Consider the following 16,986-nt stretch of genomic DNA (forward strand, 5'->3'; position numbering starts at 1 on the left):
GTGCTCGGGGTTTTGGTTTCTCGCTCAGCTTGTATGAATTCGTGATTTAAGTCTTTCCATATAATCGTCCTTTTCCTCGCGATATCGGTCATAGTCGTTCGCATACCTCTTATAAAGGTTCCGTTTGAGTTCGGAGTAATCCGTCACTTCCTTCGGATGCGCTCGCAGGTAATCGCGGAGTTCAAGCATTTCTTCGACGTGATGGTGGCTACGCTGGAATACATGCACATTGGAGAGCAGCGTATCGTCCTTCATTTTTCTGAAAAGAATCGCACCCGGCATCACGAAAGCACCCGCGTAATCGTAGCCAGCAGTTGCCATTTCGGCGCGATGAATATCCGCTGACCCGACATCGTCAACGAGTATGAGAATATCTATCACCGGCTTGCCGTCCATGCCGGGGATCGAGGTACTTCCGATGTGTTGGATATCCGTGGCATCAGAACCAAAAATCCGCCAGAGAACCGTTGCGGCCGCCTTAAATTCCTGCGGCCAGTCCGGGTCGTAGGGAACGATTTCGTACTGACGCTTTGCGTACGAATATTTATCCATCAGCCTATTTTAACTCGGCAGTGCTGCATCATACCAACAAACCCATCAGTCACTCAAACTAGCGCTTGAGGATTGTGCCCCATCATGGTCGTGAACTAACCATAGTCAAGCTCCACAAGGATTCCTTGGCGACTTCCCCGCCAAGAGACCGAGGCGTCTCGATCTATCGCCATTTTGCGAGCTTATTGACAACATACATATTATATGATATGTACATATTAATCCCGGTTCTGGTGAACTGGTCGTCCTTCGGGATAAGGAGGTTGAGTCCTACCTCAGCAAGGGACTCGTTCAATGGAGGGTCACATGACCTTGTCAGTAAATCAGTCTTTCGTCCTCAGCGGTCCGACCAAGGAACAGCTCAAGGACTCGCTCTTTTCACCAACGTACCAAGGAGGGCGCGGCGCTTATCACGCAAAACTCCTTACCTTCACGTCAGATGGGAGATTTACGGATCACGAAGTCAGTATCAAATCCGTACAAACTCTCAACAAGCTTGGAACCCACTTCTACATTACGGGGTGGGCGCATTCCAAGACCAAGGACGGAAGGGACGATGCGGGGAGCTCCCGAGTCGTTCACCTTCTTTATCGTACTGACTCTCGCAAGGGAGGAATCAGTTTCGATGAGAACGCGCCGTCGTCGCACTGCCTGTCGTTCAGGAAGCCGGAAGAATCCAGATGGAAAGATTGCCGGCCTGATATACAAGCAGCGCTTGAGACATAGCGCACCGCCCTTTACCGCCCCACTGCAATTCGGCAGTGGGGTTTTGATTTTGGCGTTAGCCTCTCGGTCACCTTGCTTAACACTAGTATGGTGCGGGATACGAGAATCGAACTCGTGCCTCAACCTTGGGAAGGTCGCGTCCTGCCACTAAACCAATCCCGCATTCTTAAAACCAATCCAAGATACGCTGCCAGAGGCTCTTCGCCGGAGGAGTCTCTGTCGCGTTTTTGGGCGGCACCACGATGATAACCTCCTCGCCCGGGCGTGCAACCCCGAAGGATTTTCGTATAGCGGCCTCCTGCCCTCTTGGAGTATCGAGCGCGTCGAGGCTTGTTGTAAGTGCGGCTTTGCGCTTCTCGAGCGCCGCGTATTCGGCCCTGGTCTCCCCGGCCGCCTTCCAGGCTATCTCCGCCTTCTGCGCAAGCGACACCACGAGCGTCCCAAGCCATACCGCGACAAGCGCCAGAAACGCGACGAGCAGTCCCTGTTTCCAGTCGATCGTGCGTGAGGAGCGGAGCGCCATAGGACTCCAGTATAGCGCTTATCGGTCGCTTCCCTGCACCATTTTCATGAACACCTCTTCCGGAATATTTACCTTCCCCGTACCGTGCTCCTTGAGCTTCTTCTTTCCCTTCTTCTGCTTCTGAAGAAGCTTGTTCTTGCGCGATACGTCGCCGCCATAGAGCCCTGCCGTCACGTCCTTCCTCATCGCCGAGAGCGAGCGCGAAGCGATGATGCGTCCGAGTGCCCGCGCCTGAATTTTCGCGACGAACTGTTGTTTGGGAAGTATGTCGTGGAGCTTTTCGACCATCTTCTCCCCTTCCTCCTGTACCCGCCTCCTTGAAATCACGCGCGCGAACGCAGGCACCGGCTCCTCCGCGACGAGGATGTCGAGCCGTACGACATCCGCCGGACGCTCGTCGAGGAATTCATACGAGAGCGACGCATACCCCGACGATACGCTCTTTACCCGGTCGAAAAAGCCGCGCATGAGTTCCCGAAGCGGCATCTCGGCCGTCATCTCGATGCGCCCGTCGTCATAGCCGATGGTACCGGTCGTGTTCGCCTCATGCTCGTGAAAAAGCTGCACCAATGCGCTCACCGCATCCGGCGGCATAAGCACTATCACCTTCACCCACGGCTCTTCGATGAGCTCGATATCCCCGAAGTCGGGAAAGCGCGAAGGAGTATACACGACTTCCCTGCCCTTGCGGGTCGTGACCGCGTACGCGATGGTCGGGATGGTGACGATAAGGGCGAGCGAGAACTCGCGCTTCAAACGTTCGGAAATGATCTCGAGGTGGAGCATGCCGAGGAATCCGCACCGGAAACCCCGGCCGAGCACTCCGGACGACTCCTCCTCAAACGAAAGCGAGGAATCGGTGAGCCGGAGGCGCTCGAGCGCCTGGCGAAGCAAGGGAAGGTCATCCTGACTCTCGGGGTATACCGAGGCCCAGACGACCGGCCGGGGCCGCTCGAAGCCTCCCAGGGCCGGGAGAAGGCCTCTTGGAACCCCTATCGTATCTCCCACCGCCACCACCCCCGGCTCCTTGACCCCGGTGATCACATACCCGATCTCGCCGGGGCCGAGCATCTCGGCAGGAGTTTCGTCGGGCGCGAAGATGCCGACTTCAAGCGCGGTGAAGGTATTCCCCGCTGCATGGAATAGAAGCGGCTGTCCTTTCTTCAGGGTTCCGTCGAAGACGCGCAGATAGACGGTGACGCCGCGATGCGTCGAATATGAAAAGTCGAAGATGGTCGCGCGCGGTTCGTCCGCGACCGCGGCGCGCGGCGGAGGCACCCGGTCGACGACCGCCCCGAGAAGCTCGTCAACCCCCTCGCCGCTTTTGCCGGAGACCGCGAGTACCGTGTCCGGAGAAACCGCAAGGAGTTTCGCGAGCTCCTGCTTCACTTCCGGCACGCGCGCGTACGGTGAATCGATCTTCGAGACGACCGGTATGATCGTACAGCCCGCGTTCTTCGCCATCGCGAGCGTTGTCAGAGTTTGCGCCTGGACACCCTGCGTCGAGTCGACGAGGAGGAGAACGCCTTCGACCGCGGAGAGCGCCCGCGACACTTCGTATGAGAAGTCGATATGCCCCGGCGTGTCGATGAGGTTCAAAACATAACTCGTTCCGTTCTTTTCGTACTTCATCCGCACCGGCTGCATCTTGATCGTGATGCCGCGCTCGCGCTCGAGGTCCATGCGGTCGAGCACCTGGTCCCGCATCTTGCGCGTCTCTATGGTGTGGGTGGCCTCAAGAAGCCGGTCGGCAAGCGTCGACTTACCGTGGTCCACGTGTGCCACGATGCTGAAGTTCCTCAGATTATATAATTGTGCCATTGCGCCTTCGCTGTTGAATATTGCTTAATACCTTATTCGCGTCGGAAACCCTCTTTTGGTGCGTCAGAAAAGGCTTAAGCAAAAAGATGAGCACCTCAAGTGAGCTTGATTCGTTGACCGAGACTCTCCATACGTTCTGTTTCCATATCCATCCGTAATCATTGTCGCCCTTTCGCGCGATAATACGGGACTTGCTGCGAATACCAGAGCGAAGAAATAACTTGTGGATATCGGCAAGAATTGCTTGATCGTAGGCGTCAATCTTGAACCTTCCCTTTCCTTGATTCAAGCCAAACGTGCCCTCCGCGTCAATATAGCCAGCCGCGAAAGCCCATAGTAGCGTTTCGTTCGAAGAAAGCCAGCGGCGCATTCCGGGCGGATACTTTCCGAGCAGAAATGTAAAGGATCGATTGAGATAACAGTTCAGGTGGGCGCTTCGGGAATTACGAGAAATAGTAACAGTACCGTACTGGCAAAACAGCTCCTTAAAAAGTCTCTCCTGCGCTAGATGGGTGGTGTGACAACGAACAACAACTGTTTCTGACACACCCGGTGGGACATACGCGTTCAAATCTCCATATTTGAAACCGAGCAGATATGCTTTATCAATGTCTGATCCGCTAAAGTCCTTCCTTGGATACTTAGTTTGCGCAGCGCTCTTACTTTTTAGAGAAATGTCTGCTTCAATAAGGCGATTTCTGATCGTTATTGAGGTGCAACCGTATTTTTGTGCAATTTTCGCCGGACTCCATTTCCTATGAAGATATAGTTTCTCTAAATCGGTCTTTGGTATCAATATTTTTGTACGCCCCATTCTCTAATACTATCATAACGTGATCTCAGCGAGCGATCACTGATAAATAGCGCTGATACAAACGTTAGCGCAAGTCTTCTTGATTATCAGAGCCCCAGCGGCGGAAGGATGTGTTTTTTCGCGGCGCGAATAAGCGCTTCGCGCATAACCGCGAATTCGCGGTTATCGGTGAAGTACAGCACGCCGATGGCTCCCGCGAGCCCCACCATACCCGCCGCGAAGCCTTCGGTAAAGACGGCGACGGTCGTGGTAAGGGGCGCGAGCCCGCCAAGAAGCGCGAGAACGCCGTAGGCAAGGCACCCGCCGACAAGCGCCGCCGCGAGGCCCTCGAAGAGCGGACGTACGAGCGTCCTGGCAAAGCCCGGAGCGGCTTTCGAGAGCGCCGCAACCAGAAGGACAGCGATGAGAAGCTGCCCGACCGTTGCCCCTATCGCTATAAGAAGTACCGAAGTTCCGGCAACCCCGGACACCCTAAAAAGGGCGTCAACGAAAGCCGGGAGACCGGGGAAGTGCGGCGCGAGCCAGAGAAGGCCGCCCGCCGCAAAAAGCGAAAGTATGCCTCCCGCGACCTGGATCGTAAGCGGAGACCAGGACTGCTTCGCCGCGTAGAGCGCGCGGGAAAGAAGCAGCACGAGGCCCTGGGCGGCGAGCGCGACCACGAGGATCGCAAGCACCGCGGCCGTAAGCCTGGTCGCGTCCCAGCCGAACGCGCCGGTGCCGAGTATCGCGCGCACCAAGTGCGCGCGAAGGACTACCACAAGCCCGAACGTGACGATAGACCAGACCATGAGGTGCCGCGCGGCCGACGAGAGCACCGCGGAGAACTGGATTTTGTCGTCCTTCCCGGCAAGCTCGGAGAGCACCGGGAACGCCGCGACCGCGTAGGACGCGCCGATAAGCGAGAGCGGCACCGCCTCTAGATTCCCGCCGAGCGTGAAGACGGAGACGCCGCCGGTACCGGAGCGCGCGGCGAGCGCCGTAAGCGCAAGCGTCGTGGCGGCACCCGCGCCAAGCGCAAGAGAGCGCGGCACGGAATCCTTCATCACGGAGAAGATCGTCCGCCAGTCTGGCATGACGAGCCGCGGAAAGAGTCCCGCTTTTGCGACGACCGGCAGATGTATCGCGAGATGCGCCACGGCGCCGATCACCACGCCGATTCCTATGCCCGGCAATCCATAGAGCGGGTAGAGGAATACGGTCCCGAAGATGATGCCGAGGTTGTAGAGCACCGGCGAGAGCGCGAAGAGCGCGAAGCGCCGGTGCACCTGCGTCACGCTCGTCACCACTCCCGAAAGGCCGAGCAGAATCGGCTGCAGGAGGAGGATGCGCGCAAGCAGGATAAACGAGGCCCGCTCCGGGATGTCGGCGAAGCCCGGGAAGAGAAGGAACAAAAGATGCGGCGCGAAGAGCGCGAGCACGGCGCAGATGATTCCGCCGCCGACAAGCAGGAAGGTGGCCGTTTGCGACATAAGCTCGCGCGCGTCCTTCCCCGACGCTTCGGCGATCCGCGGGATGAGCACATAGGCGGAAACGAGCGACGCTACGAGCGCGAATACGAGGTCGGGGATCTTGAACGCGGCGTAATAGAGGTCGAGCGTCTGCCCCGCCCCGAAGCTGTGGGCGAACGCGCGGTCCCGGAGGATCGCGAGCGCCTGGGACGCGAGCGTAAGCGCGGCAAGCACGTACGCGGCCTCGTGGAGGCCGCGTACCGGTGCCGTGATCCGAGTGAGAAGCCTGCGGACCATTTGTTACGGTCCTACTTGGTCGAAGCGTCCGGGGACGATTCCGGGAGCGTACCGACCGCCCCGGTGCGAAGCGACGGGAACGGATTCGTTCCTTTTCTAAGCGCCGCTATGTATGAAGCGACCGCTTTCTCGTTATCAGGGGAAAGCGCGGCGACCGCCTCGAGTTCGCCAAGCGCGTTCGCGAAGTCCTTGCTTTCGGCATAGGCGACCGCGAGGAAGTACCGCGCGTTCGCGAACTGCGGATTCACGGATGCCGCCTTCGACAGCGCGGCTATCGCGCCCGGAAGATCTCCCGTGCCCGCGCGCAGTATGCCGACCTGGAAGAGCACCGCCGGGTCGTTCGGAGCGAAGTATGCGGCGCTTTCGGCCGCGGCGAGCGCGCCCTGGGCGTTCCCGCTTGCGACCTCAAGCTGCGACAAGAGGAAGATGGCCTGCGTGAAATCCTGCTTCAGCTGGATGGCCTGGACCAGGAACGCTTCGGCGGCCTTGTTGTCCTTGTTGGCGATCTCAAGCTGCGCGAGGATGTACGGCAGCTGCGGGCTTGAAGGATTGAGCTCCTGGGCCTTCGCGTACGCGGCTTTCGCGTTGTCGTAGGCGCCGGGAACTCCGAGCGGAACGACGGTGCCGTACATCGTGCCGAGCGCGACCCAGTTCTGGTAGCGGTTCGGCGCGAGCTTCGTCGCGGTAAGCGCCGCCTGGATTCCGTCGGTAAGCGCCGCCTGGATTCCGGTCCGCGCGGCATCCGCCGACAAGCCCGTGTCTCCCGCGATCTGGTTGAGACGCGCCTGGGCGATCTGGCTTTCGAGGCGATACGCATCATCGCTTTGGCTAAAGACGAGCGCCTGCGCTACCGCGGCCCCCGCGCCGTCGATGTTTCCCGCCGAGAGAGCGGAAACCGCGCGCGTAAGCGCGACCTGCGCGAGATAGCGTTCCACGACCGCGTACGCGGCCACGATCGACGCCAGAAGGAGCAGCGTAAGGGCAAAGACGATCACGAAGCCGATCCGGGGGCTTCTCCCGAAGACGATGCCGTGTTGCGACTGCCCTTTCCCGAAGCGGAGCGTCGAGGCGAACACGCCAAGCGAAATGAAGCCGAACGCGAGCACGACAGGCCCCGGCACGTCCACGACCGCCGTGACAAAGACGTACGCGGCCGCGACGAACGACAGGAGCGATACGAACCGCACGACCGGATCATTTGACGCGCGGAAGAGGAGGAACCGGAACCCGAGGAATACGAAGAGCCCGAGAAGCAGCAGCCACGCGACCGCACCCGCGATGCCCGTTGTCACGAACGAAGTCGGCAGGTAGCCGATACCGGTCGTGAAATCGATGTTCCAGAAAATCGTGCTGTTGAGCGACGCGTCGCGCGACTTAAGCCATTCGGCACCGAATGTCCCGGGGCCGGAGCCGAACAGGGGCGAAGACGCGTAGACATGGCTTCCGGTAGCGACGGTCGACTGCCAGGACGGGCGGACATCGAGCAAGTTAAGGCCGAGCGCGTTTCCAAGCGCCCCGCCGATGGTCGATCCGCCGATGAGGAAGAACAGGGAAACGACGAGCACGGCAAGCGAGGCGCCGAGCATCCGCGAGCCGCTCTCTTCGCCTCCTTCCGCGTCCTGCTCGGCAAGAAGCGTGGTGCCCGGAAAGCTTTCCCCCTCCTCTCCCCGGAACGGAGTCCGGCGCATGACCGCTTCAACGAAGAGGCCGAGTGCGGCAAGTGCGACCAGGGACCAGACGAAGAAGGAGTTCGCGACCGCGAGCAGCACGAGGCCCAGCCCGCAGGCGACATACAGCGCCTTTTTCACGCGCGCTTCAAGCGGGAGGAACCGAAGCGCGAGCATGGCTCCGATGAGGCCAAGCCCAACGAGCATGGAGAGGTCGCTAAAGGAGCCGGGGAGCGCCGTCGCAGGAGAAAGAAAGCCCGGCGCGATTTCGCCGATAATAAGGATGAGCACCTGGAGCGCCACGACCAGCGCAAACAAACCGCCCATAAGCTTGAGGAACGTGCGGTATTGGTCGACGCGCCGTACCGCAAGCGCCGAAAGGGTTCCAAGCGCCGCCATGATGATCACGAATCCGAGCGTATCCGGCTCGAGCTGACTCCCGAAGAGGGCCGCGGAAAGCGTTGTGCCGGAGAAAATACCCGACAGAAGGTACGCAAGCGGCACCGCCCACATCGCAAGCACGAGCGGAAGCGGCGGAAGGACTGCATTACCGCGCGTGAGGCGGGCAAGAATGAAGAGTGCTAAAACGACGATGGCGCCAAGGGCGAGCACCGAGACCTTGGTATAGAGGAACGGAATAGAGGCGGAGGGAACAAGCACAAGGGTTGCGATCGCGGCAGTGAGAGCAATGGCCCACACTGTTGCAGTCTCGAAAGAGACGCTGCGACGCGCAACAACATTTTCAGGATTCATGTTGTTGGATATTTTAGAACGAGTAAATAAGGAACGTCTTCCAGTATACAGGATGCGACACCCGAGGCGCGAGCCGGGTAAGTGTATAAAAGGCGCAATGAAAAAACCCCGCCAAAAGCGGGGTTTTTTCATGTATGCGGACCGGGCTATAAGCCGAATTCTGTCGTGGGACGGCCATTTGTCTTGTTCCGCCGTCGCCGGCGGAATCTTTGCGGCACTTCCCTTGCGGGACACGGCCTTGCACACGGCTAGGAATTTTGCCGTTTCATTCTTCCCTTCCGGGAAGACTCACCCCGAAGGATGCCGTCGGCTCTCGCCTCGGGCGTTTCTGCTCGCATCCCTTGCCTTGCGGCGGACAGGCGTTACCTGCTAGCGTGCTGCAAATCGCTTTGCGTGTGTTCGGACTTTCCTCGCTCCCCGCCCGAAGGCAGGGTCGCGCGACCGTCGCACCCGGTCCGCTGGTATTATCGCACGGAAATCCTATTTATCCAATACCTCAGATCTCGCACGTTCCGCCAGCGCAGGCCAACTCCTTCTTCACTTCCGTCTCGTCCTGCCGCTCGTACTGGTACAGTTTTGAATAGTCGACGTTCGCGTAGCGCGGGAGCATCTTCTCGTATTCTTCCTTGGTGATGGCCTCGTACGGCGCAAGACGGTACACGTGGTTGCTCCTCGGAAGGAATGAGAGGCCGCCGACGATGTCCCAGTTCGCGTACACCCAGTTCGCGACCGTGATCCACTCGTCGTCGCCGATCGAAATGGTGACCGAAGGATTGTGCTCTGTATACTTCGTCTTCACGAGCTTCCAGTGCTCAAGCTGGTCAAGCGCGGTGATATCGTCCTTGCATATCGCTCCTTCGGGTGCCTTGACCGGGAATTCGAGCACATAGGTGTTCGCGTTTTCTTCCGTCTGCCCCACTTCCGGATGCGCGGGCACGCCCTGGTCCCGGAGCATCTTGAAGAGCGAGTCCGTCACCGAAATGCGGATACGCTGGATATAGTACGGGGCGTGGCGCGGATGCATGCCGGAAGCGACGTCGAACGTCTTCGAGACAGTCCCCGACGGCTTTACGCAGGTGATCGCGGTCGACTGGTTCACACCGAACCGCTTTGCATACGTTTTGTTCGTCTTGACGGTCTCATCCTTCATGGCCGCGAGCGCCTCCGCATTCCGGCTCTCCCTTGAATCCCACTGGCCCGTAATGGAGACGCCAAGAAGCCGCTCGCCCTCGCAGTTGTCGACCCACTCCTTCGAAAGGTACGGAAGCTTGGTCAGGGTCGACTGGTACGTGCCGAGGATAGTCGCAAGGCGCGCCTTCCGGACGAGCGACTCCTTCGTATCGTCCGCACGGGCGATCACTTCGGTAAGGTTGCAGAACTGCTTGGACTTGAGAATGATCTCGCCGCAAGGATTCGTGCCCGGAAGCTCCTTGATGCGTCCGTTCTTGATGTAGCCGGTCTCCTCCCAGTTCCTGATGCGGCGCGCGGGAAGCTGGGTCATAAGTCCCCCGCGGTTGAATATGCCGCGCTCGCCCGAGCGGCTCTTCATGAGCGCCACCCACTCGTCCATGAATTCTTCGTTGGTCGGCTTCTCAAGATATACGGCGGAGTTGTTCGCTATGGAGCGGTGCGGATCGGAAAGGAAGAACTGGCCCTTCTTCGCGTCGCGCACCTCGGTGTCGTCGAGGTCCGAAAGCGAGATCATGGCGCTCCGCCGCACTCCCCCGGCAACCACGCACGCGCCGATATTGCAGATAATGTCGTGCGCGTCGATGTTGCGGAGCCTTCTTCCCTGGCGCGCGAAGATGCGCTCGCGGGAGAACGAAAGCAGCTGCCGAAGCGGCTCGGGGCCCGAGGCTTTCCCGCCCATGGTCTTAAGGCGCGCGCCCGCCGGACGCACGAGGGAGAAATCGAAGTCGATATCTTTTCCGGCATACCACGTTTCAAGACCGAGCGTAAGCGCGTTGCACCATCCTTCGGCGGAATCCGGCACGACGAATGTCGCGAGCTTCTCTCCGGTCTGATACGCGATTTGTGGAAGCGCTTGAATATTCTGACTCTCGACCGAATAGCCGACGCCCGTGCCGCGCATCGAGATGTACATGATCTCCGCGAAATCCTGGAGCTTCGACGGCGCGATATAGGAACAGTTGTACGCGCAGACGTTCGACTTCCTGGCCGCTTCGCCCGCGAACTGCATGAGCCGCATCGACGGCATCACTTCCTGCTTGAGGATCGCCATGCGTATCTCCGCATATTCCTTCTCCGAGAGCTTTTCTCCGAGATTCTCTTTCATAAACGCGATATACCGGTCGACGGTTTCGATCCAGGTTTCGCGTCTGCCTTCCTCCGGGATCCATTTGGAATACGTTCGTAAATAAACAAATTCTCCGAGCGCATTATCCTTGAAATATTTCTTGCTCTCTTCCGCAAGCTTCCGGACATGCTCGGGAACTTCGATCTTGTTCGCGCGCATCTGGGAGCGCTTGTCGCGATAGAGGATGTATCCCTTCGCGGCTTTCGCATAGCCGTTCAAAATGAGCTGCGTCTCGACCGCATCGCCGATACCTTCGACAGTCGGGAGGAAATTCTTATATTTCTTCGCAAAACGCGCGAGTTCTCCCGCCACCTGATGAGCCACAAGCGTGGCGTCCGCATCGGTTCCTTCGTTTTCGGCGATCATCGCCTTGTGTATCGCCGAGACGATCTTCTCGAATTCAAACGGTACCAGCCTTCCGTCGCGTTTCTCGATCTGCGGAATATGTTCGCGGTATCGTGCCGTCTCCTTGGAGACTGGTGCCGGTGCAGCATGCGCGGCGCGAGTAACGGGAACGGACTTCGAGCGAGAAAGGGCAACGGCTTTAGGCATAGAAGTACGGAGGTAAGTTGTAATAGGCGCCGGGGACGACGTAGGTATGATTCTACTCTTCTTCGGTTGATGAAGCGCTGTGGATAGCGCTAGCGCGAAACATTCCCGCTTCGTGGCAAGCCGGTGAGTACGGATCCGAGACCTATCCCATGCTCCGCCCCGAACCCTGCGCGGGTTTCAAGGACATAGGACGATGGCGCGGTCGGATAAAAGACAGTCGGATACGTTTCCGGCGAGACGCTTTCCTTCATAGTGACTACCTGTCCTTGAGCATCAAGCCAGAAGATGTCGATGGGTACCTCCATATCCTTCATCCAGAAGCCATAGTTGCCCGCCAAGGCGAATGGAAAGAGCATTCCGTAACCATCGGGTATATCCGTACGGCCTCCCAGCCCTTTTTCTTGCGACGCGACGCTTTCCGCAACCTCGATTCGGAGCGGAACGCCGCCAAATACGCCTTGGGCGACAGGATTTCCGGTTTCCGGCGTTTCTATAGGTGTCTTATATGGCTGGGTAGCTAAAAGACACAGGACGACCCCTCCGAAAACAAGAACGGCTGGCGCGATATATCGGACATTCATAGAAAGTGCGGAAACGGCGAGATTCGAACTCGCGGAACCTTTCGGTTCACACGCTTTCCAAGCGTGCGCTTTAGACCACTCAGCCACGTTTCCATTTGGCGTAGACCGACTTAATACGCGTATTTGAAGAACCGAATACTTTCAAATACCGAGCGACCCCAGCTTCCCGGTATATATAGATATCAGTTCCTCTGCCAGTAATATGCGGTACAATCCCGAATTCTTCAAATATGGCCGCGACCTGAAAAATGAGTTCGGGAGACCTACTTGAGAATGTGAGTCCTATGTTCTTATAGGGCTTCCCTGCAACGATGTGTTTGTGTATGAAGATGCAACCATCCGTGTCTACGAGGCCCCGTACGCATGCACGTTTGTACTCTGAACTCCCTAATATCCATCTCGGTATGCGGAGTCCTTGAGCCAGCTTGTCCCCACGCTTGAGCCCTTTCGACACGAGAAAGTCGACTACGGAAACGCTGCTTACGAGTATCCTTAGGGCATTCCTCGTCTTATACCTGAACTGCGTGGGCGTGACCGCGAATAGGGCTCGTATGAGATGACGGACATGCCGAGCGAACGCGATATCCTTAACGGCATTAAGGGTTATATTTGCCTGCCAGGGATTATTGATACCGCCATCGCCCAGCATTATTCCGAAAAACTCAGCTAGAAATACAGAGGACTCCGGCAAACGAGCCGGTTTGCGATTGCTTTTCTTTGGATAACTCAAGGAAGTTACATTCCCCATCCGGATATTATATCTGGGCAAAGTCGAAGGCGGCCGAGGGCCGCCTTCCGGCGAGGATATGGAATCATTCCTCGTCTTTTTGCTTTTTCTTCTTCACACAGCACCTGCAGTGCCCCGGGCGCCGCATATCGCTGCGCTTACGAACCACTACATACGCCTCGTGTTGGCGCTGTGGCGGCGCGGTTGTCACCCCACCATTATCAAACCAGTTCTTGAACGCGTCCGGCCCGAGATGCCCGTCAGGGAAATCAAGTCGGTCGAGTCTCCGAAAAGTGGTCTGTAACGGTCTACGCATGCATGCCCCCAAATAAAGGAAAGCAGGCCGGAACAAAGGCCTGCCGACTATAGTGGCGCAACGAAGAGTATTGTCAACGAGTTCCCAACAGGGCCTTGATACGGTCCTCAATCGGCGGGTGCGTCGAGAAGAGCTTCGAGAACCAGGACTGCCCCGCCTTGGCACCGAACGGTTCGCCGATAAAAAGATGCGCGGTGGCGAGATTTGCGCTTCGCATCGGTTTTCCATAGCTGCCGATCTTCCGGAGCGCCGAAGCAAGTCCTTCCGGATAACGGGTCAGGAGGGCGCCCGAAGCGTCCGCAAGATATTCCCTGCGGCGCGAGACCGCAAGCTCGATGAGCTTCGCGGCAAGGGGCGCGAGCACAGCCGCGGCAACAGCAAAGACAATAAGGATGAGTCCGGCGTTCCCGTTCTCCCTGTCGCTCCGGCCGCCCCCGAACATAGACACTCTGAGGAACATATCCGCGAGGATTGCGACGAATCCCGCAAGCACCACAGCCACGGTCATGAGCAGAATGTCCCTGTTGCGGATATGCGAGAGCTCGTGCGCGATAACGCCTTCGAGTTCGGGCCTCGTGAGCATAGAGAGGAGGCCCGTGGTCGCGGTCACGACCGCGTGTTTCTCGTCGCGCCCCGTAGCGAAGGCATTTGGCGCCGGGTCGTCTATCACGTAGAGCTTCGGGGCCTGCATCCCGGCCGTTATCGCGAGGTTCTCGGTGACGGTATAGAAATCGAAGAACTCTTCCCTTTTCGCGGGCCGCGCCTTGGTCATGGAAAGCACGAGGGAGTCCGAAAACCAGTAGCTGTAGAAGTTCATGCCGAGCGCAAGCGCCACGGCGATATAGAGGATGCCAGAAGATTGGTAGTACCAGGATGCCCCGAATCCGATAGCAACGACCACGAGGAGGAACCCGAACATGAGGGCCCAGGTACGGCGTATATTCGCGCCCTTTTCTTGGTATAGGTTCATGTATTGACAATTATAGTACACTAAGATATAGTTTCAACTGGCCCTTTGGAGGATCTATATCAATGGCTAGGAATCGCGCAATGGAATACGACGATCTCCGCGACATCTTGACCCACTCGCAGACCATTCTGCTCACGGCCGCCGTTCTCGGGTTCGCTATGGTCGCCCTTCCGCTGTTGTGCGGAGTGGGGGCTATCGACTTCTCGCCGCTCGGCTCCGAGGAGCATGGGATGACCTCGCTCGGTCTCTGGTCGCTCAAGCTCGGAGGCCCGCTCGGGTCCATCTGCTTCATAACCTACTGGTTTCGCCGAGGCCCGAACTGACGGCCTTCGCTTGTCCCCAACGACCCCACCCGAAAGAAGGCGGGGCGTTTTGTTTTATACCCCTTCTCTTTTCAGCCTTTCATCGACCATTCCGATCTCATGATCGATGCCCTGGATAAGCTCGTACTTTCCCGCTTCTTCCGCCGTCACCCACGCATACTCGGTCGCATCCTCGTCGAGCGCCACTTCCCCGCTCGCATAGCGGCAGTAGAAGCTGAGGACAATGCACGGCGTACCGTCGGGGCGGATGAACGCGACATCGAGAAGATACTCGATGCTATCGACCTCCACGCCGACTTCTTCCGTAATTTCCCGGCGCAGCGTCTTTTCAATCGCGTTGTACCATTGCGGGCTTTCGCTATTCTGATACGTCGGTTCCGCACTCATATAATCCTGCACTTCAAGTCCCCCGCCCGGCACCGTCCATTTGTTCGGCCAGGCTTTCTTCGTGGGCGAACGCTTCGTAACGAGGTAACGATATACACCGTCCTCCCCCTTCTTCCAGATAATACCTGTCACCGCGATGCGGTGCAGTTCGTTGCTGTTTGGCGCGGGGCCCGCCATAGGTTTAGAACTGCACCTTTATCGGCTCCTTGGCTGCCGCATCCCCGGCGGAAAGCTCGAAGAAATCGCGGGACGTGAAGTGGAAGGCGGGGCCGATGATATTGCCCGGGAACTGTTCGAGCTTCGTGTTGAGTTCCTGCACGGTCGAGTTATAGAAGCGGCGGGACGCCTGGATCTTGTCCTCGGTGTCGGAGAGTTCCCGCTGAAGTTCGAGGAAGCTGGCGTTCGCCTTGAGCTCCGGATACGCCTCGGCGACCGCGAAGAGGGACTTCAGAGTGCTCGTAAGCTGGTTCTCGGCCGCAAGCTTCTCCGCGGGCGCCGTTGCGCCCATTGCGGCGGCCCGCGCCTTGGTCACGTTCTCAAACGCGCTCGTCTCATGTTTGGCATACCCCTTTACGGTCTCGACGAGGTTCGGGATGAGGTCGTAGCGGCGCTTCAGCTGTACGTCGATGTCGGAGAGCGCTTCCTTCGCGCGGTTGGTAAGGATGACGAAACGGTTGAAGGCGTAGACGATCCAGATGATACCGAGAACTATAATGGCGAGAATGACGGTAAGTACGGTGCTCATGATGTGGCTTAAGAGGAATAAGCTCCCCGGTTAGTACGCTCCTTAGTATAGGAAATTGCGGGAAATGCACAAATCGTATTGGAATTTATCCCGTTCCGATATACTGGCAGCATATCGTACCAGGATATAATAAGGATATGTTACACAACACTGACGATTACATTCCCGAACACAGAGCCGAGTACGAAATCCTAGAGGAAATCTCGGCCCAGCTTCATAATATCCGCATGAATGTATCCGCTATTTCGTGGATACTTCCCATTCTCGGTATTATCGCCCTGGTGCATTTCTGGTAGTCGCTTAGTCAATGCTCATGCAGGAGAGATATATTACCAGGCGCTTGCCCCATGCCAGTGGACGGAAAAACGGATATGCTCGAAATGTTTTATTTCCAGTTTTAACAAAATAATAATAAACCTTTTCTTTCCTAACTGGTACATGGCCAGTGCCATCATGAAAGGGAAAAATCTCTGCTGGGTACTCTGGCTGAAGCAAATGTCCATGTACTATTGGCCTGTCTTCTTTCTCATAGACATCTCCGTCCCATGTTTTATATCCATACGTGCGAACCCCTACCGGAACCATTCCCACATTCCTTACGGAAAGCCTGTTCGTGAGATTCGAATCAATCTCATTGAGATCGAAGAATGACCATTCGATAATGAGCTTTTTCCACCAACCCCAATCAGGAAAAGCCGCCCTTAGTCCTGCCACTAATACTGCTATTGCACTTCCAACTACGAAGCAGACCAGGAGAAAATATAATGCGAGATACAGCCATTCTCCGGCGGCCATAGCCGTTCTTATTTGCTCAAACATATTGGCAGTACCGTCTCTGAAAGCCGTATAGAACGGTAGTTCTCCCATTCATGAAAGTATATCCCAAATACCCTAATTACCCGCGACAAGGGGATTAAGTACCAAATTGTTCCGCAGCTTTGGACCGCCTCCGGTTGCTACGCAGGGTATCAGAGCATCGCCGCCTACGTCGCGTTCGTGCGGGCCATAAAACAACAGCATTCCGACAAAATTTCTGATTTTTAGACCAACAAGCGAAATGGAGCAAGGCCCCGAGCGATCGGGGCCTTGTTTCTTTTCCGGCGAAGGCATAGATTGCTTGCACGCGCCCCAGGAAAGGCGCAAACGAGAGGCTCTGCGGAGCCAAGGAGGTCTTTGATGAAAGTAACCATTTGCACCGACATCGCCAACGGCTACGGCTGGCCCAAGGAACGTCAGATATCGGATCGCACCTATCGGAACTTATCGGTCGCCGCCTTGCGGTCTCGCCGAAAAATCAGGGAAATGAATCTTGAGCTTATCGACGTGATAAGGCTGATCCGGTTCGAAATTCGACACCAGTCCGGCGTACAATACGACCACATCCTGTAGATCAAGGTCGCGTTATCGCTTGAAGAGAAACGGCAGTTCGAAGAAACAACGACTATCCGTTGCAATCCGGAATCCGGT

General features: G+C 57.3%; 17 protein-coding genes, 2 tRNA genes and 1 other RNA gene. 4 read left to right on the forward strand and 16 right to left on the reverse strand.

Features of this window, described 5'->3' with window-relative positions; all coding sequences use genetic code 11:
- Positions 1 to 24: 24 nt before the first annotated feature.
- The 12 genes from WDN10_01970 to WDN10_02025 form a co-directional block, all read right to left on the reverse strand.
- Positions 25 to 552: a GrpB family protein gene (locus WDN10_01970; protein ID MEJ0053473.1), complete on the reverse strand. Its 528-nt coding sequence runs from the start codon at positions 550 to 552 to the stop codon at positions 25 to 27.
- An 814-nt stretch (positions 553 to 1,366) separates the two neighbouring features.
- Positions 1,367 to 1,440: transfer RNA gene (locus WDN10_01975), tRNA-Gly, on the reverse strand.
- 4 nt (positions 1,441 to 1,444) lie between these two features.
- Positions 1,445 to 1,801 (reverse strand): hypothetical protein, encoded by a 357-nt coding sequence (locus tag WDN10_01980; GenBank protein MEJ0053474.1) that lies wholly within the window; start codon positions 1,799 to 1,801, stop codon positions 1,445 to 1,447.
- Positions 1,802 to 1,819: 18 nt separating this feature from the next.
- Entirely contained in the window at positions 1,820 to 3,622 is a 1,803-nt protein-coding gene (gene lepA / locus WDN10_01985; GenBank protein MEJ0053475.1) for a translation elongation factor 4, read from the reverse strand.
- Positions 3,606 to 4,436, reverse strand: coding sequence for an LAGLIDADG family homing endonuclease (locus WDN10_01990; GenBank protein MEJ0053476.1), 831 nt, complete (start codon positions 4,434 to 4,436; stop codon positions 3,606 to 3,608). Before WDN10_01990 ends, lepA begins: the two co-directional genes overlap by 17 nt.
- Positions 4,437 to 4,522: 86 nt before the next feature.
- A complete protein-coding gene (locus WDN10_01995) occupies positions 4,523 to 6,181 on the reverse strand; it encodes a lipid II flippase MurJ (GenBank protein MEJ0053477.1) in 1,659 nt (552 codons plus the stop codon).
- Between the two features lie 11 nt (positions 6,182 to 6,192).
- Positions 6,193 to 8,601: a tetratricopeptide repeat protein gene (locus WDN10_02000; protein MEJ0053478.1), complete on the reverse strand. Its 2,409-nt coding sequence runs from the start codon at positions 8,599 to 8,601 to the stop codon at positions 6,193 to 6,195.
- A 133-nt stretch (positions 8,602 to 8,734) separates the two neighbouring features.
- An RNA gene (gene rnpB / locus WDN10_02005) (RNase P RNA component class A) lies at positions 8,735 to 9,059 on the reverse strand.
- A gap of 38 nt (positions 9,060 to 9,097) precedes the next feature.
- A complete protein-coding gene (locus WDN10_02010; GenBank protein MEJ0053479.1) occupies positions 9,098 to 11,470 on the reverse strand; it encodes an ATP cone domain-containing protein in 2,373 nt (790 codons plus the stop codon).
- 89 nt (positions 11,471 to 11,559) lie between these two features.
- Positions 11,560 to 12,051, reverse strand: coding sequence for a DUF192 domain-containing protein (locus WDN10_02015; protein MEJ0053480.1), 492 nt, complete (start codon positions 12,049 to 12,051; stop codon positions 11,560 to 11,562).
- Positions 12,052 to 12,059: 8 nt separating this feature from the next.
- Positions 12,060 to 12,144 (reverse strand) — tRNA-Ser (locus WDN10_02020).
- Positions 12,131 to 12,799 carry an LAGLIDADG family homing endonuclease gene (locus WDN10_02025; GenBank protein ID MEJ0053481.1) on the reverse strand — a complete coding sequence of 223 codons (669 nt, stop codon included), beginning with the start codon at positions 12,797 to 12,799 and terminating at the stop codon, positions 12,131 to 12,133. The genes WDN10_02020 and WDN10_02025 overlap by 14 nt, the downstream gene beginning before the upstream one ends.
- A 58-nt stretch (positions 12,800 to 12,857) precedes the next feature.
- Between WDN10_02025 and WDN10_02030 the strand changes: the two genes are divergently transcribed.
- The gene (locus WDN10_02030) at positions 12,858 to 13,082 is read left to right on the forward strand and encodes a hypothetical protein (protein ID MEJ0053482.1); all 225 of its coding nucleotides are present in this window, start codon (positions 12,858 to 12,860) and stop codon (positions 13,080 to 13,082) included.
- 85 nt (positions 13,083 to 13,167) lie between these two features.
- Here WDN10_02030 and WDN10_02035 read toward each other — a convergent pair whose 3' ends face one another.
- Positions 13,168 to 14,064: a M48 family metallopeptidase gene (locus tag WDN10_02035; GenBank protein ID MEJ0053483.1), complete on the reverse strand. Its 897-nt coding sequence runs from the start codon at positions 14,062 to 14,064 to the stop codon at positions 13,168 to 13,170.
- A 62-nt stretch (positions 14,065 to 14,126) separates the two neighbouring features.
- On the opposite strand from WDN10_02035, the gene WDN10_02040 reads away from it, so the two are divergent.
- Positions 14,127 to 14,387 (forward strand): hypothetical protein, encoded by a 261-nt coding sequence (locus tag WDN10_02040; protein MEJ0053484.1) that lies wholly within the window; start codon positions 14,127 to 14,129, stop codon positions 14,385 to 14,387.
- Between the two features lie 54 nt (positions 14,388 to 14,441).
- Here WDN10_02040 and WDN10_02045 read toward each other — a convergent pair whose 3' ends face one another.
- Both WDN10_02045 and WDN10_02050 read right to left on the reverse strand, forming a co-directional pair.
- Positions 14,442 to 14,951: an NUDIX domain-containing protein gene (locus WDN10_02045; GenBank protein ID MEJ0053485.1), complete on the reverse strand. Its 510-nt coding sequence runs from the start codon at positions 14,949 to 14,951 to the stop codon at positions 14,442 to 14,444.
- Positions 14,952 to 14,955: 4 nt separating this feature from the next.
- Positions 14,956 to 15,519 (reverse strand): LemA family protein, encoded by a 564-nt coding sequence (locus WDN10_02050; GenBank protein MEJ0053486.1) that lies wholly within the window; start codon positions 15,517 to 15,519, stop codon positions 14,956 to 14,958.
- A 137-nt stretch (positions 15,520 to 15,656) separates the two neighbouring features.
- On the opposite strand from WDN10_02050, the gene WDN10_02055 reads away from it, so the two are divergent.
- A complete protein-coding gene (locus tag WDN10_02055; protein MEJ0053487.1) occupies positions 15,657 to 15,815 on the forward strand; it encodes a hypothetical protein in 159 nt (52 codons plus the stop codon).
- A gap of 4 nt (positions 15,816 to 15,819) precedes the next feature.
- On the opposite strand, the gene WDN10_02060 is transcribed toward WDN10_02055, so the two are convergent.
- Positions 15,820 to 16,386: a hypothetical protein gene (locus tag WDN10_02060; protein ID MEJ0053488.1), complete on the reverse strand. Its 567-nt coding sequence runs from the start codon at positions 16,384 to 16,386 to the stop codon at positions 15,820 to 15,822.
- A 309-nt stretch (positions 16,387 to 16,695) separates the two neighbouring features.
- Between WDN10_02060 and WDN10_02065 the strand changes: the two genes are divergently transcribed.
- On the forward strand, positions 16,696 to 16,908 hold the full coding sequence (locus tag WDN10_02065; GenBank protein ID MEJ0053489.1) for a hypothetical protein: 213 nt from the start codon (positions 16,696 to 16,698) through the stop codon (positions 16,906 to 16,908).
- Positions 16,909 to 16,986: the final 78 nt, after the last annotated feature.

It is taken from the genome of bacterium (assembly GCA_037200965.1).
Lineage (GTDB): Bacteria > Patescibacteriota > Minisyncoccia > Phycocordibacterales > Phycocordibacteraceae > C7867-001.

Excerpts from the sequence above, each read along its gene's own strand:
- WDN10_01970 (MEJ0053473.1), bottom strand. The coding sequence starts at position 552 with ATGGATAAATATTCGTACGCAAAGCGTCAGTACGAAATCGTTCCCTAC.
- WDN10_01980 (MEJ0053474.1), bottom strand. The coding sequence starts at position 1,801 with ATGGCGCTCCGCTCCTCACGCACGATCGACTGGAAACAGGGACTGCTC.
- lepA (MEJ0053475.1), bottom strand. The coding sequence starts at position 3,622 with ATGGCACAATTATATAATCTGAGGAACTTCAGCATCGTGGCACACGTG.
- WDN10_01990 (MEJ0053476.1), bottom strand. The coding sequence starts at position 4,436 with ATGGGGCGTACAAAAATATTGATACCAAAGACCGATTTAGAGAAACTA.
- WDN10_01995 (MEJ0053477.1), bottom strand. The coding sequence starts at position 6,181 with ATGGTCCGCAGGCTTCTCACTCGGATCACGGCACCGGTACGCGGCCTC.
- WDN10_02000 (MEJ0053478.1), bottom strand. The coding sequence starts at position 8,601 with ATGAATCCTGAAAATGTTGTTGCGCGTCGCAGCGTCTCTTTCGAGACT.
- WDN10_02010 (MEJ0053479.1), bottom strand. The coding sequence starts at position 11,470 with ATGCCTAAAGCCGTTGCCCTTTCTCGCTCGAAGTCCGTTCCCGTTACT.
- WDN10_02015 (MEJ0053480.1), bottom strand. The coding sequence starts at position 12,051 with ATGAATGTCCGATATATCGCGCCAGCCGTTCTTGTTTTCGGAGGGGTC.
- WDN10_02025 (MEJ0053481.1), bottom strand. The coding sequence starts at position 12,799 with ATGGGGAATGTAACTTCCTTGAGTTATCCAAAGAAAAGCAATCGCAAA.
- WDN10_02030 (MEJ0053482.1), top strand. The coding sequence starts at position 12,858 with ATGGAATCATTCCTCGTCTTTTTGCTTTTTCTTCTTCACACAGCACCT.
- WDN10_02035 (MEJ0053483.1), bottom strand. The coding sequence starts at position 14,064 with ATGAACCTATACCAAGAAAAGGGCGCGAATATACGCCGTACCTGGGCC.
- WDN10_02040 (MEJ0053484.1), top strand. The coding sequence starts at position 14,127 with ATGGCTAGGAATCGCGCAATGGAATACGACGATCTCCGCGACATCTTG.
- WDN10_02045 (MEJ0053485.1), bottom strand. The coding sequence starts at position 14,951 with ATGGCGGGCCCCGCGCCAAACAGCAACGAACTGCACCGCATCGCGGTG.
- WDN10_02050 (MEJ0053486.1), bottom strand. The coding sequence starts at position 15,519 with ATGAGCACCGTACTTACCGTCATTCTCGCCATTATAGTTCTCGGTATC.
- WDN10_02055 (MEJ0053487.1), top strand. The coding sequence starts at position 15,657 with ATGTTACACAACACTGACGATTACATTCCCGAACACAGAGCCGAGTAC.
- WDN10_02060 (MEJ0053488.1), bottom strand. The coding sequence starts at position 16,386 with ATGGGAGAACTACCGTTCTATACGGCTTTCAGAGACGGTACTGCCAAT.
- WDN10_02065 (MEJ0053489.1), top strand. The coding sequence starts at position 16,696 with ATGAAAGTAACCATTTGCACCGACATCGCCAACGGCTACGGCTGGCCC.